The following is a 17,064-nucleotide window of genomic DNA, read 5'->3' as shown; positions in this document are numbered from 1 at the left end:
CTCTCGGAAGGTGGTGGCCAGCGCTACATGGGTTAACCGGAAGAACGGCGGTGAGCTCTTGTGGATGTGACACAAAGGGCACGGATCCTTTCCGGCCAGGTCGACGACATCGCCCGCGCTTTGGTCGGCGACGTCTGGCGTCAGTTGCCCGGCTATGACGAAGACCGGATGGAGCTGGATGACCTGGCAAGCGTCGTCATCCCGAACATCACAGCCCTGCTGCTCGCCGTTGCCGAGCGGCGAGCCCCGCTGCAGGAGGAGCTGATTACCGCTGCAGAGTTGGGGGAGAGGCGCGCGATCCAGGGCGTGCCGATCGAGGCCGTCGTGACCTCCTGGCACAGGGCCGAGCGGGAGGTCCTCTTCCGGATAGCGACCTTCGGTCCGCCGCTCTTGGCTGAGGAACATCGCCACGTCGCACGCCAGCTCGCGATGGCGATCGACGGGCTGACCGTCGCGTCGACGGAGGCCTACCGGCGTACCCGGACCGAGGTGGCGGCGCACCTGGAGCAAATCGCCACCGACCTCGTGTCGCGGCTGACCGGTGCGGAGCCCCTGGACCCCGTGGCCATCGAGGACCGGGCACGGCTGGTCGGAGTTGCGGTCCAGGAGGAGCACCGTGCCCTGGCCCTACGGGTGGTCCGTGACGACGACCCCCACCGCATGGCACGGGCTCAGCGGCTGGTGCTCGACGCCATCAGACCGAGGCTGCGCAGCCGGACGGTGGTCGGGTCGCGTGGCGACCTCGTCGTCATCGTCACGCCGGAGGTACCCGGGCTGACGGACATCCTCGCGCGGGTCGTGCAACGGTCGAAGCACGACAATTTCGTCGTGGGCGTCGGCCTGCCTCGGCCCCGTTTCGCGGAGGTCGCCGGCTCGTGCCGCGAGGCCATCGCCGCCCTCGAAGTCGCGCGCCGGCGCCCCTCCGGCCCGGCCGTCGTCGAGTTCGCCGCCGTCGCCGCCGACGTCCTGCTGCTGGAGAACCCGCTCGATTCGCGGCAGGTGATCTACAGCGCGCTCGGCCCGATCCTGGCGCGGCCGCAGTTGATCGAGACGTTGGCCACCTACCTGCGGTGCGGCCTGTCCACCCGGGCCACCGCGGCAGCGCTCGACGTACACGAAAACACCGTGACCTACCGTATGCGCCAGATCACTGAGGCGCTGCAGGTGTCCGGCCCGGCGGACCTCGTGCGTGCCGATGTGCTGATGGCGCTGCGTGCCCGGGCGCTCGGCGTCTTCGCGCCTCCCCTCTAGCCTCCGGTAGTCGCCATCCCAGCTCTTGCTTCGCCCGCCTGGCTGGCGCCGACCACCGTTCTCGGAGCCGTCTGACGCAGGAACAGGGCGTTCTGGATGGCCTGCTTTACTGATGGGTGCGTGCCCGCCCCCTTCTCTACATTGCCTTGCTTGCTGCCGGCGTGATTGCGGCAGGGACCGCACTCATGGTCGTCTTGGGATACGTCAAGCAGCTCGGGCCCTTCCCCGCAGCGAGGTTGGGTGCGGTAGGTGGGGGAATGATCGGGACGGGCTTCCGCCGTTGGAGGAAGTACGCCTGCTCGGGCTTGGGTGGGGCACACACGGGGCGCAAGACAGCGTGAAACGTCGTCGGTCGGGGAGGAAGGCGAGGACTCAATTCTTTCACAGGGTCGTGATCGAAGCGCCTATCGCCAGCCAATGCGACCCCCTGGCCCTGGCCGACCTGGCTCGGACGCCCATGCACGCCGAGATCGGGGCCGTCCCTGGTCCGCCGCAGCGTTGGGACGCCGCGCAGGCCAAAAGCGCCAGGCCTTAAGCTCTCCGTCACGTTCGTGGGGAGAGGGGCCATGGCAAACGCGACTTTCGAGGTGACAAGTAAGCCTTGGTTCGGCCCCAAGGCCCGGGCCAAGGAGATCCTCGCCGCCCATCGAGCCGGCGTGGTCCGACCGGGCCCTGCGGCGCTGAGCCGCATGGAAGCGGTATTCGGAGATCTATTCGGCGCCGTGCAGCATGTCCGATTTATTGACTTTCGGATGAACGGCCAGTTTCGCTACACCATCGCCGTCTGCTGGACCGATTCAAACGACCGCGTTCGTGACGCCCTCTACCGGCAAGCTCCCGAGTGTGTGGCTGCATGCGGCTGGTACCCACTGCCCCAGGGTGAACGGTTGCACAGTCCTGAGGCTGCTCGCGTGCTCCCGCCATCTTCTGACCTCCCCCTGATCAGCGACGCCATCATGGCAAGCGTCGCGGCTGCTGGCAGCGGCTCCGACAGCGGCACGGCGATCCGTCTGACCATGACCGACGGTTCTAGCCTGCTGCTGGACTCTGGGTTCGGCCGCGAGGACCTACGCGTGGACACCGACCGGATCGTGCTGATCAGCCATCACCATCGCGATCACATCGGCGGTCTCGAAGAAGGCCGCCTTGTAGGCCTTCCCGTGGCGATGCCTGCCGCTGCCGGTGTCGACCTCCTGGCTCAGCGGCGGCTAAAGACGATCGCTGGCGCCAACCCGATCACGTGGCTCGAGCCGGGCACCGTCTATCGGCTCGGGGAGCAGTTGACGGTCACTCCCGTGGTCGTCCCCCATATGCCGGGTTCCGTCGGCTACGTCCTGGATGACGGTGGCCGGAGCCTGACGTATACCGGTGACATTGTGCTTAAGAGCTCGCGACACGATGCGATGGCGGACCTGCTTGCCACAATCCCGCATGGCAGGGAGTCCACCGTTCTACTGGACGGGACGATGGCCGGCCGCGAGGAGGGCGCGTCGCAGGCGACCCCGGCCACATGGGTGGCGGAGGAGTCGACCCGCCGCGATGTCGTTGTGCTGGCACAGCATGACCACCTCCTATATGCCTACCTGGATGTCTTCCACACCGTCACCTCAGGCACGGCACGCAACCGGGTGAACTTCGCCGTCACCGAACGCGTCAAGCCGCTGTTCCAGGTGTTACACGATGCCTTCATCCGACGGCGGCTGGACTCGCTCGATCCGCTGTTGAGCGGGCAGTACGGCAAGTCGATGAGCGCCTGGGGGGAGTCCCGATGGCTTTACTGGCTCAAAACTGGGGACCCGCGGCCCGAAGGACACACCATCTGGTTCCTCACACCAGAGGAGTACGGCCGCGCCGCCGTTCGACCGGGCTCAGCGATCCTGACGGTCGGGCGTGTCGATCTTCTAGACGGCCTCGAAGATGAAGGAGTCGACACCACCCCCTGGACCGGCCACTCCGATCAGGCGGCCTTGGCCGACGGAATCCGAACCCTGGAAAGTGAAGGTCACCGCGTCATCCTCTTCCACAACTTCACCAAGAGGATCGCGAAGTTCTGCAGACTTCACGGCCTCGCGGCGACAGCACTCGGCTCCCCGCCCCAGACCCTCTCCCGGGCCTACGCCCCCCCCCCACATGACGGAGTCTTCCACGATTCGGGGGATTGACAGGTCGTGGCACCATTCGTCTCATGCGACATCCCTCTCTCCGGTTGCTCCTTGCGGCGTTCATGGTGCCGCTGTTGGCGTTGTTCGGGATGAGTGGGTGCGGTGAGCAGCCCGGGCATGGATCGGGCTCGCCGGCCGAGCCTGCGTCCCCAACCCTTGACGTGGTGAAGCCGTCCGTCAGCGTGCCGGCAACTCGGTCGGCTCAACCCACGACTGCGCCTCCCGAGCTGCATTTCAGCATGTCAATGGTACGCAGCAACGAGGTCAACAAGCAGAATAAGGGTGGGCAAGCGAACGTCGAGTTGGTCGCTGGGAGCAACGACCTGAAGTCGCTAGAGCGCGTCGGCCGCGAGTGTGTCAAGGTCTTCCTGCGGGAGCAGAAAGCGGCCTTCTGCAAGGTTTTCGGAACAGAGGCTGACTACAAGGCTCGTGATCTGCGCAAGGCGGGCGACTCCAACTGCTGGGCCTGGTACGTCGGGGTGCCCCTGGCAGGTGGCGAACCAATGGTCACCGAAGGGAGCGAGATCGGCTACGTTGCCGAGCATTGTCCCGGCAAGCTGCATCGCTGATTCCTGGGAGCGGATTGTCGGTGAATGCGCCGAGGTGGGGTGTCACCGGTCGCGGCGATCAGCCCGCTCGCTGCGACCGTAGCGGCTCAATCGTCAAATTCGAAGCCACTGGTCTTGGCGTACTCCATGAGGTGCCGCAGACGATTTCCGTCGGCCGCGACCGCACCGAGCAGGACAGCTAAGTCATCAAGCGCGCCTCGATCGTTGCTGGTGGCGTAGAAGGCTCCGCCCTCTGGATCGGACAAGTCGCGACCTTCGAGGGTGGGGGCCTCGGTCATGACGAGCAGCTCGACGATCCCTTCCCAGAAGTAGCCGTTGGGCTCGTGGCCAAGTTCGGAGATCAGGTCATCCACGTCGGTAGTCCCTGCTTCCAACGACAAGGAGTACTCACCCGGCGCGATCTCTGCTACCTCTACGAGAGCCATCCAGGGATCTTGACAGGGCGGTCCGGCGAGCACAAGCAGCTGACGAGTCTCGATTGATCGATGGCAACGAACACCGATGACCGGTTGGCACGTTAGCCAGGTTGCTCCTGGAGAGGGCCTTGGGATGCTTCGCATGCCCTTCACCGGCCCCGTCCGCCAAAGACGCCATCGGTCGGTCGGCTCGCAACGGTTCGAGGCGTTCCTCGACGAGCACCGTAGGGCGCTCCACGACTGCTGCTTGGAGGGATTGGCCGAGGAGCAGGCCGTCACCATAGTCTTCGCTGCGAAGCCAGCTCCGGTGACGCATCCGCATCTGCCGCCCACCGTGGACAGGAGGATCGGGGAGCGGGATGGGAGCAGCCGGGCGCGCTGAACGGCAGTCAACTGCATCCAACGGCGGCGAACAGCACTCAACGGTACCCGCCCCTACCTGCGGTTCTGCGTTTTCGCAGGTCGGAGGCGGTGCGGCGTCCTGCGCGGGCTGAAGTGGATGCTATGTCCTATGGTTGTCAAGCGGCCACTTCAAGATCATCGGGTTGGGTGAGTAGGGCGTAGACATCGCGGGCGACGTAGCGTTTGAGGCAGCGGATGATCTCTTTTTTGCTCAGGCCGTCTTTGGTGCGTCGTTGCACGTAGGCGCGGGTGGCGGGATCTTTTGCCATCCTGGTGATCACGATGCGCCAGAGGGCGCAGTTGGCTTGGCGGTCGCCGCCGCGGTTGAGCCGGTGCCGGTGGGTGCGGCCCGAGGAGGCAGGTAGCGGTGCGGCACCGCAGAGCATGGCGAACGCGGCCTCGCTGCGTAGCCGGTCGGGGTTGTCGCCGGCGGTGACCAGCAGTTGCCCGGCGACCTCGGGGCCGACGCCCTTGGCCGCGAGCAGCCGCGGGTTGATCGCCGTGACCAGGGGTCCGATCAGCTGCTCCAGCTCGGTGATCTCTATGGTCAGCTGCTGGTGACGGCGGGCGAGACTGCGCAACGCGATCACGACGGCGATGCCCGGGTCGCTGGCCTGGCCGAGCTGCGGGGCGGCCGCTGCGCAGGTGGCCACGAGCTCGCGGACCGGTAGCCGGCGCAGCCGAGCCCGGACCGGCTCGGGCGCGGTGACGATCAGGGTCTTCATCTGCCGCTGGGCGTCGGCGCGGGCCGTGACGGCGCTGCGCCGGACCACGCGCAGGTTCCGCAGCGCCTCGACCTGACCGTCGCGGTCCTTCGGCACCCCGGTGCGGCGGGCGGCCAGGGCGGTGCGGGCGGCGACCTCGGCGTCGACCGGATCGCTTTTGCCCTGCCACCGGCGGGTCTTGCGGTCCGGCCGGTCGACCTCGACCAGTCGGATCCCGGCAGCGCGTAGGTGCCGGGCCAGGCCCGCGCCGTAGGCGCCGGTGCCCTCGACGCCAACCAACACCAGGGTGCCGAACGAGCGTAGCCACCCCAACAACGCCGCGTATCCGGCAGTGGTGGCCTCGAACTGAGCGGAGCCGAGCACCCGGCCCGCAGCGTCGACCGCCGCCGCCGTGTGCGTGTCGCGGTGAGTGTCCACACCGCCGGTGACCTCGACGAGTTGCTGTGTCATGGTGGGGTGTCCGTCCTGTTCCTTGACCGGTAGGGGCGGCACGCACCAGCCGGGCGAGGATGGACAAGACAGTGACGGGGCCTCTGGCCAGGCTCCTATGAGGTCACAACCGCCGCGTCCGGTGAGTGCATACGAGTCCCGTACCGGCGCGGTCGACAGATCCGCTCAAGGACCCGAAGTCAGTCAGGCGATGGGTCAGACCGACCGGTACGGGACTCACGTACATCCTCACTGTCAGGCGAGGTCGTATTGGTCGGTGCTCCCCGGACGTCGACCTTGCGCAGGGGACCTGTTCGGGGCGGTCGCTGGCCGGGCTGGTCTCCCGGTCGTGGCCCTGTTCGTTGCATCGTTCTGGTCGGGTACCTGACTGTGGGTGAGCGGTTGGGTACCGGGGTGGGTCCTGTTGGCGGGACTTGTTGGCTGAGTGATCGATGTTGAGATGCGGTTGCGGGGCTAGCGTCGGCGGTTCATGGGTGACACGTGGGGGATTGATCTGTGGCGTACCGTTTTAATGCTCCGCCGAATTGGCCGACGCCGCCGGCGGGTTGGGTGCCTAGCCCTGGGTGGAAGCCGGATCCGGCGTGGGGTCCTCCACCGCCGGGATGGCAGCTGTGGGTTGCCGAAGCGCCGCCTGCGGTTCCGGTCGCGCAGCAGCCGCCGCCCGCCGTACCTGTAGTGCCTGCATCCGTGCCTGCCTCCGTCGCGACGCCACGTGCCGACGACTCTGAGATTCCGCTGTTCGGGGCGCGCGGCAAAGCGCGCGAGTTGGCTGCGGAGGTGACGCATCTGCGGGCGGAGCTGGAGCGGCTCCGTGTGGAGATGACCCGTCTTGGTGTGCTGCCGGCGGTGGAGCTGGAGCAGTATCGAGAGCGGTTGAGGCGCGAGATCGCGGAGCAGGCGGCGGCGGCTCAGGCGCAGAAGGCGGATCTGGATCGCCGGTTGTGTGAGCTTCGTCAGCAGGTCGTGGTGACCGAGGAGACGGCGCTGCTGCAGGAGGCCGGCGTCTACGAGTATCGGCATCCCCTGTCGGACGCGGTCGCCTACCAGGCCGCTCTGGCTGGGCTGCAGGGCCAGATCAAGAGCATGACCAAGCGGGAAGGCGGAGCGGTCCTGGCCGCGACTGGCTGGACGGTGAACGGTTCTGCGGCCGAGGGGCGGGTGATGCTGCGGGACTTCTCCAAGCTGATGCTGCGGGCCTACAACGCCGAGGCGGACAACCTCGTCCGCGGCCTGAAGCCCTACAAGCTGGACTCAGCCGTCGAGCGCCTGGGCAAGGTGGCCGCGACCATCGCCAAGCTGGGCAAGACGATGCACATCCGCATCTCGGAGGATTACCACCGACTGCGGGTTCGCGAATTGGAGCTCACGGCTGACTACCAAGCGAAAGTCGCCGAGGAAAAGGAGCGCGAGCGGGAGGAGAAGGCGCGACTGCGGGAGGAGCGACGGGTTCAGCAGGAGATCGAACGCGAGCGCGCCCGCCTCGACAAGGAGCGCCAGCACTACGCCAACGCCCTCGCCGCGCTGCAAGCCAAGGGCGACGTCGATGGCGCCGCCCAGATGCAGGAGCGGCTGGCGCAGATCGACACCGCGATCGAGGACGTGGACTATCGGGCGGCCAACGTCCGCGCCGGCTACGTGTACGTCATCTCCAACCTGGGGGCGTTCGGGGAGAAGATGGTGAAGATCGGCATGACGCGGCGCCTCGACCCGCTCGACCGGGTGAGGGAACTCAGCGACGCCTCCGTACCTTTCAACTTCGACGTGCACGCCCTGTTCTTCTCCGACGATGCCGTCGGCATCGAAGCCAAGATGCACGCCCGCCTGGCCGACCGCCGAGTCAACCTCATCAACCAGCGACGTGAGTTCTTCTACGCCACCCCTCAAGAGGCTAAGGAACACCTGCTCGAGCTGACAGGCAGCCTGCTGCAGTACGAAGAGATTCCCGAGGCGCTCGAATACCGGCAGAGCCTGACCCAGGCCAAGGGCCAATGATGGCGACGATCGAGGCTGCACACCGAAGCTGGGCAGCTACCTTGACGACCACCCGCACCCGCCGCCTCGCCATCGCGGCAGCCGCAGCATGACCGCCGGTCAGGCCCTCGTCAGTTACGTGCATCGGCGCTCGGGTGAGCGTCTGCAGCCTGACCTGGCTGCGGTCGGCAGCTCCGTCGCCGCGGTCCGGCGCGTTGTGCCGCACCTCGTCGACGGTGAACTGGCCATCGGCAACCTCGCCGGCGAGCACACCTGGCAGGAGACGTGACCCCCGCCCACGGTCGCTACCACGGCACGGGATGGGTGATCGACCTGTCTCAGGGCGAGGTCGTCGAGGCCGACCGGCTCACCAGCATCCACGAGACCTGGCACGACCGGTTGCAGTTCACCACCATGTACGGCCTGCTGGTACAGGTGCTGTGGTCGGTAGCCGACGCCTCCGGCGAGCGGGGCTGGTTGAAGCAGGCGAACACGCTGCTCGCCGGCGCCGTCCGGACCCACGAGGAGTTCGCCGCCTGGATGACTGAGCAACTCGCCGGACCGGCCCTGCCGTCACTGCGCGCCAGCTATCCCGATTATGCCGCGCACGCTGACCGTGCACGGCAGCGGCTCCAGTTGACCGATGATCCCTACACCCTCATCCACGCCCTGAACGCGCTGTACCGCTCATGCATGCAGCCGTCTGCGATCGCAGAGACGATCGCCGCGGATCCGGCTGTGCCACTGGAGCGGATGACGCTGGCATCGTTTTCCCGTACGGCACGTCCGGACCACCGTCTGCGGGTCCTGACGGCGAGGCTGCGGACCCACGGCTGGGATACCGTGCCCCGGGACACCGGTCTGCACACGGTCCGGGACTACGCCGACCAGGACGACGATGCTTGGGAGGAGGTGAACCGGGTCTTCTACGACCGCTGTGCGCAACTTCTGACCGAGGCGGGGTGCCCGACCTTGCCGTACGAGGGCCAGCTGGCACATGTGGAACGACTCCATGCGCACGCCATCCAAACGATCGACAGGCCGATCCGGCTCGTCCCGGCGAGTGCGAGCAGCCTGGGCCACCAGACCGATGCCGACGTGGTACTGCGCTCGATGGAAAGCGAACAGCTGAGATTGCGGGCGGTCATTCCGGCCACCGTCGCCGACGCTGAAGCCCCCATCAGTTCGCTGGTGTCCGGGCGAGGTGCCGGCCGCCACCTGTTCCTGGCAATCCGCCCGAGCCCCCGCGTTCGATCCGCGTACGTCCTCGACGGAGCCCCGATCCCGCACCGTCGCCACCTGGCACTGCTGCGCAGCAGCGTCGCGGACATCGGCCGTAGGGTCGTCCTGCTCGACGTGACCGGGCGCGCGCCCGCCGACTTCCTAGCCGTCGGCCTCCCTGTGGTGACCAGCATCAGCATGGCCGCGCTGTCCGACGACGAGGTCCGGGAGCGGTGGGGCCCGCTGCTGACCGTGGACCGGAGCACCGTTCTGGTCGACCTATCACCGACCCGGCATCTGCGGCTGTGGCTGACCGGCGACAGCCACCGGCTCCGATACGCTCTGGCCCGCTATCAGGCGACCGGCCGGACGGTCATCGCTCTCGTGTGGCAATTGCACCTCGATGCGGGGGCGACGTCGCGCCTGCACATCGCGCTGGTCACCCCGGCATACGCCGCAGCTTTCGAGGTGTGGCTGGACAGCCATGTCCACCTCAGGGAACGAACCGAACGCGACGACGATTTGACCGACCGTCATGAGGTGCTGCTGTCGATGACTATCGGTCATCTTCTGGCGGAGGAGCCGACTTTCGACTTCCAGGCATTCGACGAACGTGAGGAGCCATCGAATGAGTAGCGATCAGGCGCTGGTCGACGCGTTGCCCCAGGAAGCCCTCAGCGCCGACGACATCCGCCGCTTCTGGGCCGAGGTCACGGGCATCGATCCGGCGCTCGAACCCGACGCCTGGGAGGCCTGCGAGGATGCCGTTCTCGGCACGCTCGACCCGGACCGCGGACTGCAGATGCGGCCGGGCGGCTGGACGGTCGATCTGAGCGGCACCGTGGCCCGTTTCGCGGTGGCATCGGCTTTGATCGCTGGAGTCATGTGGCACGAGGGCTTGGACCAGCTTCCCGGTTTCGTGTTCCCACAGGTGATGCCGCTGCTCTTCGATATTCGAAAGGCGAGGCTCACGAAGCAGGATCAGCAGCTCCTTCTGCACCTGCGCCTGAGCACGACCACCGAACAGCTTGTCTACCCCTGGCCGGCGGAAGCACTGTACGAGCGTTTGCCGGACGAGCTTCGCGACAAGGTCTCCGCGGTGGATTTCGAGGACTTCGTGACGAGGCTGGTCCAGGTCGGCGAGGCGGACGACGCGGGCTTTGACGAGGTACGGGTGCGCCCGTCCGGAAGTCCCCGATGGCTGCGCATCTCGATTCGCCGATGACCGGCTCGGCCCGGATCGAACAAACCACTGGCTGGTCAATAGCCCGGGTCGTGCGCACCGTCCATTCCTAGCGCACCAACAGGTCCGGGTCGGCAGTGTCGGGTGCCCCAGGGAGCGGTTTGGGAGCTGGCTGAATGCGGTGCCTTCGAGGCAGTGACCGCGTTGCAGCCGAGGGCCTGAGACGGCGCGTCCGGTGCCCACACGGGCACCGGCCTGCGCGACGGGGGACCCTGCTCGCTGATCAGCTGCCGGCGGTCTCGTGCCGAGCTTGGGGGAGCAGGTTGGGAGCAGACGGATGCACTGAACGGCGTTGAACAGCCTCCAACGGCACTGAACGGCGTCCAACTGCACCCACCACAACCTGCACGTTCTCGTTTCCGCAGGTCAGAGTCGATGCGGCGTCCTGCTTCACACGGAGTGCTCCGCGGTTTTGCGCAGCAGTCGACAGCACTCTATGTCCCCTGGCAGGGAAGTATTCGCAGGTCACAGCGGTAAGGAGCTGCTGCATGGCCTGGCCTTGCAAGTGGGAGCAGGTTGGGTGCAGGTTGGCGAAGTGGTCACCGCGCCCGAAGTGCTCACCGACTTCTAGATAGAGCCGAGGGCTCTGACCTGCGGTGATGTGGGCGAGCGGGTCGGCGTGACCTTCCAGAGAAGACCGAAGTGGTCAGGCTTCACTGCTACTCGCCTGGCTGGTGCCGGCTGTCGTCCTGGGGCCGCTGACGCCACTCAAGAAGATCTTGATGCATCGACGTATGGCTTTGGGCGCTCCCGTGCTGGCGCCGGCATGGATCCCGACGAATGAGACTCGAATCTCACCGGCGACGCTCTGAACAGGGCTTCCTGCGCTGTGAGCACTTCGGCGAGCCCGAAGTATTCGGGCTTGCGTCGTCCCGGCGGTACCGGATGCCTTCGGGAAACCCGTCGCGCAGAGGTTCATGGTCCTGAACCAGATCGCGGGCGCCGCCAGGGAGCTGGCGCATCAAGCCTTGACATCAACTGTGACCTGCACGACACTCTCCCCAAGTCACCTGGTGAATAGGTGGGCTAGAGAGAGCGAGGCGTCTGATCTTGGAGACACCAACGGCCGTGCCCATCGACGAGCTTGAGCGCGCATACCGGCTCATGCTGCTCAGTCGGACCCTGGACGAGCACTGCGAGGCGATGTTGCGCGCCGGTGAAGCGGTGCCGCACTTCCACGCCGGCGTCGGCCAGGAAGCCGTCTCAGTGGGTGCGGTCACGCCACTAGCCGGCACAGACGAGCTGATCTACACCCACCGCGGGTATGCGAGCCTCCTGGCCAAGGGAGTGCCGGTCCAGCAGATCCTCCGCGACATGTTCATGCGCGTCGGCGGGACGAACGCCGGCCTGGGCGGGGTCATGCACGTATGCCGCCCGGACCTGGGCGTTCCTGGCCGTGAAGGCGTGTTCGGCACCAGGTTCCCACTGGCCGTCGGCTTGGCGTTGGCGTCGCGCCTGCAAGGCGCCGACAAGGTGGTCGTGTGCCTGTATGGAGAAGCTGCCGGTGCGCGGGGGCCGCTCTATGAGGCCCTGAACATGGCAGTCCTCTGGAGCCTGCCCGTCGTCTTCGTCGCAGAGAACAACGGATGGTCCTTCTCCTCTCGCACAGAGTGGCTGTACCCCGAAGGGAGGATGACGCGCGTGTGGAAGGGGTTCGACATCCCGGTGCATGAGATCGACGGCAACGACACCGAGGCGGTCATCCGAACGGTTGGCGCTGCGGTGCAGCGCGCACGATCGGGACAGGGACCATCGGTGATCGAGGCCATGACCTACCGCATTAGTCCACACATCTGGTGGGACCAGGAGGAGTACCGAGACGGCGACGAGGTCCAGGCATGGCGGGATCGTGACCCGCTGGTCCGTACGCATGCGCGACTGCTTGAACGGGGCGTGCCGCAAGACCACCTGGATCGAATCTCCGCCGGCGTCAAGCGGACGTTCCTCGAAGCCATGGAAGACCTTCAAGAGGCGCCGGCGGCGACCTGGTCGGCAGAGTCGGTGGTCGCATGAGCGGCGACATGCGGGAGATGACTGCGCGAGAGGCCCTCACCGAAGTCCTGGCGGGTGAGCTGAGGAGGTCGCCCACGGTTTTTCTGGGGGAGACTGTCCGTGGACTCGGGGCCGCAGGTGTCGCGAAGGGTCTGTTCGACGAGTTCGGGCCGGCCAAGGTCATCGAGACCCCGGTTTCGGAGAACGCGATTTTCGGAGCGGCCCTTGGGCTCGCTCTGGGTGGCCTGCGACCTGTCGTGGAGATCTACTCCGCGGACTTCCTGCTCGCGGTTGCCAACGAAGTCATCAACGACATCGCGAAATGGCGCCACCAGCAGGGGGCACCGGCCGAACTTCCTATCACTATCAGGGGGTGCATGGGCGCGAACGGGGGTCTGGGTCCCGAGCACTCGCAATGCATGGAGGCATTCCTCCACCATGCGCCCGGCCTGACGATCGTGGTGCCCGGCACGCCGGCGGACGCCGCCGGACTCCTGCGTTCCTCACTGCGTAGCCCCGATCCTGTCGTCTTCCTCGAGCACCGGCGGCTGTACGACGTCAAGGGCACAGTTCCGCAGAGTGAGGATTTCGAGATCCCGCTCGGGGTGGCCGAGGTTGTCCAGTCGGGAAGCGATCTAACCCTGGTCGCGTGGGGCTGGATGAGGCAGGAAGCCCAACGGGCGGTCGAGGAGCTCCTCGACGAGGGCGTCTCGGTTGAGCTAATTGACCCGCGGACGATCAGACCATTTGATTGGGCGACCGTGCAGCGCTCGGTCCAAAAGACCGGCCGACTGCTCGTGGCGGAGGAGTCGCCCATGACGGGCAGCGTCTCCGCTGAGATCATCGCGCGCGTCTCGACGGGGGCTGTACGGCCGCCACGCAGCGCGCGGGTGACCATGCCCGATGCCATCCATCCCTACAGTGCGGCCATGGAGGCAGAGATCCTGCCTGTCGCGCCGGACATCGTTGCCGCCGCCCGTTGCCTCCTCGGCCTCGCCGAACGCTAGCCATGTCCCGGCAGCCGTGACTGCCGCTAGCCATTAACCCCGGGGCGGCCGGGTGCACATTGCAAAAGATCCCTCCCGCACCAAGACGCAATGCCAGTCATTCATCAGGGTCGGCCCTGCACCGTACCCGGGCTTTCACCGTCGCCATATGAAGGAGTCGTCGATGAGGTCGTCGAGGATGAAGTTATCCATGGGGCTCTGGGCCCTCATGGCGTTGTTGATCATAAGCCTGCCATTCAACCCGGTTCTCAACCGCCCCGGCCTCTCGCTCGCCGTCCTGGTCGTCACGGCCGTCGTCGCCGGCATTGCAAGCAACTGGGCCATGACTGAGGACATCAAGAACGCGGACGTAGACGGAGGCGAGTCATGAGCATCTGGATCTACGGGCTGCTGTTCGTATATCTCGGCGTGATCCTCGCCGTCGGCTTCCTTGCCGGGAAGAAGACCCGCGATGACCCGGAGTCGTTCTACGTGGCCGACCGCCAGCTCAACTGGAAGCAGGAAGGCCTCTCCGTATTCTCGTCGGCGGCGACCGGAGCGGCGCTCCTGGGGACCATCGGCCAGTTCTACGGCCTCAAGGGCGGTTTCCTCGGCTACGCCGTGGGATACGCGGTCTTCGGGCCGGCCCTGTACTGGCTGATGGGTTCGCGACTGCGGCGGCTGGGGGCACGCTACGGCTACCAGACCCAGGCCGAGTTCCTAGGCCACTACTTCGGCAGCAAGACCCTGTCGCTGGCGTCCAGCATCATGACGGTGGGTCTGCTGATGGTCTACATGGCCGTGCTGCCCATCGCCGTGTCCTCCGCCATGGCCAAGTACACCGGGCTGAACTACAACGTCGGCGTCGTGCTCTTCCTGGTGGTCGCCCTGTCGTACACGCTGTATGGCGGTCTGCGGGCGGTGGCCCAGACCGACGTGTGGCACGGCATGATCCTGTTGGCCTTCCTGCTGCTGCTGGTCGGCGGCCTGGTGTGGGCGGCGGGCGGTCCCCTCGACCTGATCTCGGCACCCGAAAGCCAGAGCTACCAGTTCATCCCATCCACGAACAGCGGCCTGCTGATCTTCCTCCCGTGGCTGATCACGATCGCCGTGTCCATCGTGAGCCTGCCCGACCGGTCCCACCGCATGTTCTCGGCAAAGAACGACAAGAACCTGCGCCAGGCGGTCATCTTGATGGGCGCCACCCTCGGCTTCACCTCGTTCGCCTTCCTCTTCTCCGGCATGGCGCTGAACATTCTCGTGCCCGGCGTGAAGAAGACTGACGGTGCGATCCTGCTCGGCCTCGAGGGCCACGCCAAGTGGCTCATCCCGTTGTTCGTGGTGAATGTCTGGGGCGCGTCGATCGCCGCCGCGAGCATGCACATGCTGACGGTCGCCAACGTCTTCATGAAGGACATCTACGCCCCGCTCCACCGCCGTCTCAACCCGGCTGCCGGCGCCTCGGCGGATCCGAGCGGACGCAGGAGTGTCCAGGTCGGCCGTGTCATGATGCTGCTCACCGCGTTCGTCGCGCTGCTGGTCTCTGCGGGTCAGCCGAAGGTCATCTTCGACATCGTCGGCGTCGTCCTGGGCCTGTTTTCGCAGTTCGGCGTGATCTTCCTGCTCACCCTCTTCTGGAGGCGCACGACCAAGGCCGGCGTGGTGTCCGGGCTCGTCGTCGGCATCGGCCTGACGCTGATGTGGCAGTACGCCGTCGCATCCCCGTTCGGCATGGCGCAGCCCTCGGTCATAGCGCTCGCGGCCAACGTGGCCGTGACGGTTGTGGTCTCCCTGCTCACGCAGGGCGTCTCCCGCAGGGCGGGTGAAGCGGTGGACACGTCCACCGAGAAGGCGGGCGTGACCCCAGGTCACGAGCCGGAGGGCGTACTCTCATGACCGACACGGCCGGCGTGGGCGGGGCGTCGGCCCCCGTCGACTTCGACGCTCTGGTCGAGCGGGCGACCGCGGTCCTCAGCCCCGGTGCTCTCGACTTCGCGCTGGCCGGGGCCGGCGCGGAGCGCAGCCTCCGCGGGGACATCGAAGCTTGGGACAACATCGGCCTACGGCCGCATGTGCTCTCCGGTCTGAGTCACGTCGACACCTCATGCGACGTCCTGGGTGCGGCCGCGAGCAATCCGATCGTGGTCGCGCCCACGGGCGGCCATGGCCTGTTCCACCCGGAGGCCGAGGCGGCCACCGCGAGGGGGGCGGCGCAGGCCGGGTCGATCATGACGCTGTCCGCCTACTCGAATATCTCCCTAGAGGAGGTCGCGGCCGCCGCTCCGGACTCGCCGCGGTGGTTCCAGCTGCCGCACGAGTTGCCCCGTGACCGGCTCGGGGAGCTGATCGACCGCGCAGCCGCCGCCCGGTACCGTGCGGTCGTCCTCACGGTGGACCAGGTGGTCATGGGGTACAGCCCGACCGGCAGCAAACGCGCCACGGAGCTCCCGCAGGACCTCGTCCTAGCGAACCTGCCGGGCCAGCCGGTGTTCGTCACCGGCTACCACCCGCGACGAGGCGCGATGCGGCCGATCCGACAGTCCGTCGACGACGTGCGGTGGCTGGTCGACCGCTCACCACTCCCCATGGTGGTCAAGGGAGTCCTGCGCGGCGATGACGCGCGGCGTTGCGTGGACGCGGGCGTCAAGGGGATCGTGGTGTCGAACCACGGAGGTAGGCACCTGGATAGGACAGTGCCACCGGCCCGTGCTCTCGCGGAGGTCGTGTCGGCTGTCGCTGGACGCGTGAGCGTCCTGGTGGACGGCGGTATCAGGCGCGGTGACCACGTCCTGAAGGCGATCGCTTTCGGCGCGGACGCCGTCATGGTGGGCAGAGCCCCGCTCCTCGGTCTCGCCGTGGCCGGTAGCGACGGCGTCGCAGCCGTGATTCGGCAACTCAACGAGGAGCTCGTCCGGGCCATGGCCCTGTGCGGGGCCGGCGACCTGGCGTCCGTCGAAAAGGACCTGATCGCCGTATGAGTCAGCTAATCCGCGACCGGCCGGCCCCGCTGTACGAGGTAGTGGTAGTTGGCGCGGGCATCGCAGGGCTCGCCGCAGCGCTGGAGGCGTCTTCGGTCGGGGCCCGGACGCTGCTCATCGAGTCTAGCGACAGCCTCGGCGGCGCCGCCCGGATCAGCGGCGGCGGCATCTGCGTCGCCGGCACAGACCTTCAGCGCAGCCGCGGGATCGACGACGACGCCGCGACGGCACGTCCTGGGGCGGCCCCGACGTGGACCTGCGGTGGGCCGAGGCGTACCTGCACTCGGCCCGGCGGGAGGTGTACGACTGGCTCGCCAAGCTGGGAGTCGAATGGGTGGAACTCGTCGCTCACGAGGGCAACAGCCAGCCACGTTGGCACCGACCCGCCGGAGCGGGCCAGGCGCTCGTCGACCGCATGGTGGACGAAGTCAGCCGGACCAGCTGCGAAGTCAGGCGGAGCTCCCCGGCCGCCAGCATCGAAACCGCTGCTGGCCGGGTTCTCGGGTCGGCTTGGCCGACGGCACGCGGGTCCGGTGTCGGGCGGTCGTCGTCGCCACCGGGGGATTGGCAGACCATCGCCCGACAGGCTCGAGTCACTCGTTCCCCGGCTCTGAACAGTCCCGAGATGGCTCTGCGGAGGCATCGCCGGCTCAGTCGGCGCCGGCCTGGACCTGCTGCTGGACGTCGGCGCCCAAACA

At 67.0% G+C, this 17,064-nt stretch carries 15 protein-coding genes; 13 read left to right on the top strand and 2 right to left on the bottom strand.

Annotated elements, in window-relative coordinates; translation table 11 throughout:
- Positions 1-60: 60 nt before the first annotated feature.
- The 3 genes from ACFYPD_RS25550 to ACFYPD_RS25540 all read left to right on the top strand — a co-directional run bounded on the left by ACFYPD_RS25550 (position 61) and on the right by ACFYPD_RS25540 (position 3,982).
- On the top strand, positions 61-1,251 hold the full coding sequence (locus ACFYPD_RS25550; RefSeq protein WP_387118361.1) for a PucR family transcriptional regulator: 1,191 nt from the start codon (positions 61-63) through the stop codon (positions 1,249-1,251).
- Positions 1,252-1,817: 566 nt separating this feature from the next.
- On the top strand, positions 1,818-3,413 hold the full coding sequence (locus ACFYPD_RS25545; RefSeq protein WP_387118358.1) for an MBL fold metallo-hydrolase: 1,596 nt from the start codon (positions 1,818-1,820) through the stop codon (positions 3,411-3,413).
- A 239-nt stretch (positions 3,414-3,652) separates the two neighbouring features.
- Positions 3,653-3,982, top strand: coding sequence for a hypothetical protein (locus ACFYPD_RS25540; protein WP_387118355.1), 330 nt, complete (start codon positions 3,653-3,655; stop codon positions 3,980-3,982).
- Between the two features lie 86 nt (positions 3,983-4,068).
- Here ACFYPD_RS25540 and ACFYPD_RS25535 read toward each other — a convergent pair whose 3' ends face one another.
- Together ACFYPD_RS25535 and ACFYPD_RS25530 are read right to left on the bottom strand one after the other, a co-directional pair.
- On the bottom strand, positions 4,069-4,407 hold the full coding sequence (locus ACFYPD_RS25535; RefSeq protein WP_387118352.1) for an Imm51 family immunity protein: 339 nt from the start codon (positions 4,405-4,407) through the stop codon (positions 4,069-4,071).
- A gap of 509 nt (positions 4,408-4,916) precedes the next feature.
- Positions 4,917-5,975, bottom strand: coding sequence for an IS110 family transposase (locus tag ACFYPD_RS25530; RefSeq protein ID WP_387118349.1), 1,059 nt, complete (start codon positions 5,973-5,975; stop codon positions 4,917-4,919).
- A 687-nt stretch (positions 5,976-6,662) separates the two neighbouring features.
- Here ACFYPD_RS25530 and ACFYPD_RS25525 point away from each other — a divergent pair.
- From ACFYPD_RS25525 to ACFYPD_RS25480, 10 genes are all read left to right on the top strand, one after another.
- Positions 6,663-7,967 carry a DUF4041 domain-containing protein gene (locus ACFYPD_RS25525; protein WP_387118346.1) on the top strand — a complete coding sequence of 435 codons (1,305 nt, stop codon included), beginning with the start codon at positions 6,663-6,665 and terminating at the stop codon, positions 7,965-7,967.
- An 88-nt stretch (positions 7,968-8,055) separates the two neighbouring features.
- Positions 8,056-8,235 carry a hypothetical protein gene (locus ACFYPD_RS25520; protein ID WP_387118343.1) on the top strand — a complete coding sequence of 60 codons (180 nt, stop codon included), beginning with the start codon at positions 8,056-8,058 and terminating at the stop codon, positions 8,233-8,235.
- Entirely contained in the window at positions 8,232-9,803 is a 1,572-nt protein-coding gene (locus ACFYPD_RS25515; protein WP_387118340.1) for a hypothetical protein, read from the top strand. The genes ACFYPD_RS25520 and ACFYPD_RS25515 overlap by 4 nt, the downstream gene beginning before the upstream one ends.
- Positions 9,796-10,392 (top strand): hypothetical protein, encoded by a 597-nt coding sequence (locus ACFYPD_RS25510; RefSeq protein ID WP_387118337.1) that lies wholly within the window; start codon positions 9,796-9,798, stop codon positions 10,390-10,392. Before ACFYPD_RS25515 ends, ACFYPD_RS25510 begins: the two co-directional genes overlap by 8 nt.
- A 1,086-nt stretch (positions 10,393-11,478) precedes the next feature.
- Entirely contained in the window at positions 11,479-12,423 is a 945-nt protein-coding gene (locus tag ACFYPD_RS25505) for a thiamine pyrophosphate-dependent dehydrogenase E1 component subunit alpha (protein ID WP_387118334.1), read from the top strand.
- Positions 12,420-13,409 (top strand): alpha-ketoacid dehydrogenase subunit beta, encoded by a 990-nt coding sequence (locus tag ACFYPD_RS25500; protein WP_387118331.1) that lies wholly within the window; start codon positions 12,420-12,422, stop codon positions 13,407-13,409. Before ACFYPD_RS25505 ends, ACFYPD_RS25500 begins: the two co-directional genes overlap by 4 nt.
- Positions 13,410-13,557: 148 nt before the next feature.
- On the top strand, positions 13,558-13,779 hold the full coding sequence (locus tag ACFYPD_RS25495; protein ID WP_387118328.1) for a hypothetical protein: 222 nt from the start codon (positions 13,558-13,560) through the stop codon (positions 13,777-13,779).
- The gene (locus ACFYPD_RS25490; protein ID WP_387118325.1) at positions 13,776-15,284 is read left to right on the top strand and encodes a sodium:solute symporter; all 1,509 of its coding nucleotides are present in this window, start codon (positions 13,776-13,778) and stop codon (positions 15,282-15,284) included. Before ACFYPD_RS25495 ends, ACFYPD_RS25490 begins: the two co-directional genes overlap by 4 nt.
- The gene (locus tag ACFYPD_RS25485) at positions 15,281-16,366 is read left to right on the top strand and encodes an alpha-hydroxy acid oxidase (protein WP_387118322.1); all 1,086 of its coding nucleotides are present in this window, start codon (positions 15,281-15,283) and stop codon (positions 16,364-16,366) included. Before ACFYPD_RS25490 ends, ACFYPD_RS25485 begins: the two co-directional genes overlap by 4 nt.
- Entirely contained in the window at positions 16,363-16,980 is a 618-nt protein-coding gene (locus tag ACFYPD_RS25480) for an FAD-binding protein (RefSeq protein ID WP_387118319.1), read from the top strand. The genes ACFYPD_RS25485 and ACFYPD_RS25480 overlap by 4 nt, the downstream gene beginning before the upstream one ends.
- The last annotated feature ends 84 nt before the right edge of the window (positions 16,981-17,064 follow it).

The organism is Micromonospora sp. NPDC005299 (assembly GCF_042872345.1).
Taxonomy (GTDB): domain Bacteria; phylum Actinomycetota; class Actinomycetes; order Mycobacteriales; family Micromonosporaceae; genus Micromonospora.
This window is presented reverse-complemented; position numbering and strand designations above follow the sequence as displayed.

Coding starts and splice junctions, on each gene's coding strand:
- ACFYPD_RS25530 (WP_387118349.1), bottom strand. CDS start 5,975: ATGACACAGCAACTCGTCGAGGTCACCGGCGGTGTGGACACTCACCGC.
- ACFYPD_RS25520 (WP_387118343.1), top strand. CDS start 8,056: ATGACCGCCGGTCAGGCCCTCGTCAGTTACGTGCATCGGCGCTCGGGT.
- ACFYPD_RS25540 (WP_387118355.1), top strand. CDS start 3,653: ATGTCAATGGTACGCAGCAACGAGGTCAACAAGCAGAATAAGGGTGGG.
- ACFYPD_RS25535 (WP_387118352.1), bottom strand. CDS start 4,407: ATGGCTCTCGTAGAGGTAGCAGAGATCGCGCCGGGTGAGTACTCCTTG.
- ACFYPD_RS25490 (WP_387118325.1), top strand. CDS start 13,776: ATGAGCATCTGGATCTACGGGCTGCTGTTCGTATATCTCGGCGTGATC.
- ACFYPD_RS25500 (WP_387118331.1), top strand. CDS start 12,420: ATGAGCGGCGACATGCGGGAGATGACTGCGCGAGAGGCCCTCACCGAA.
- ACFYPD_RS25545 (WP_387118358.1), top strand. CDS start 1,818: ATGGCAAACGCGACTTTCGAGGTGACAAGTAAGCCTTGGTTCGGCCCC.
- ACFYPD_RS25480 (WP_387118319.1), top strand. CDS start 16,363: ATGAGTCAGCTAATCCGCGACCGGCCGGCCCCGCTGTACGAGGTAGTG.
- ACFYPD_RS25485 (WP_387118322.1), top strand. CDS start 15,281: ATGACCGACACGGCCGGCGTGGGCGGGGCGTCGGCCCCCGTCGACTTC.
- ACFYPD_RS25510 (WP_387118337.1), top strand. CDS start 9,796: ATGAGTAGCGATCAGGCGCTGGTCGACGCGTTGCCCCAGGAAGCCCTC.
- ACFYPD_RS25495 (WP_387118328.1), top strand. CDS start 13,558: ATGAAGGAGTCGTCGATGAGGTCGTCGAGGATGAAGTTATCCATGGGG.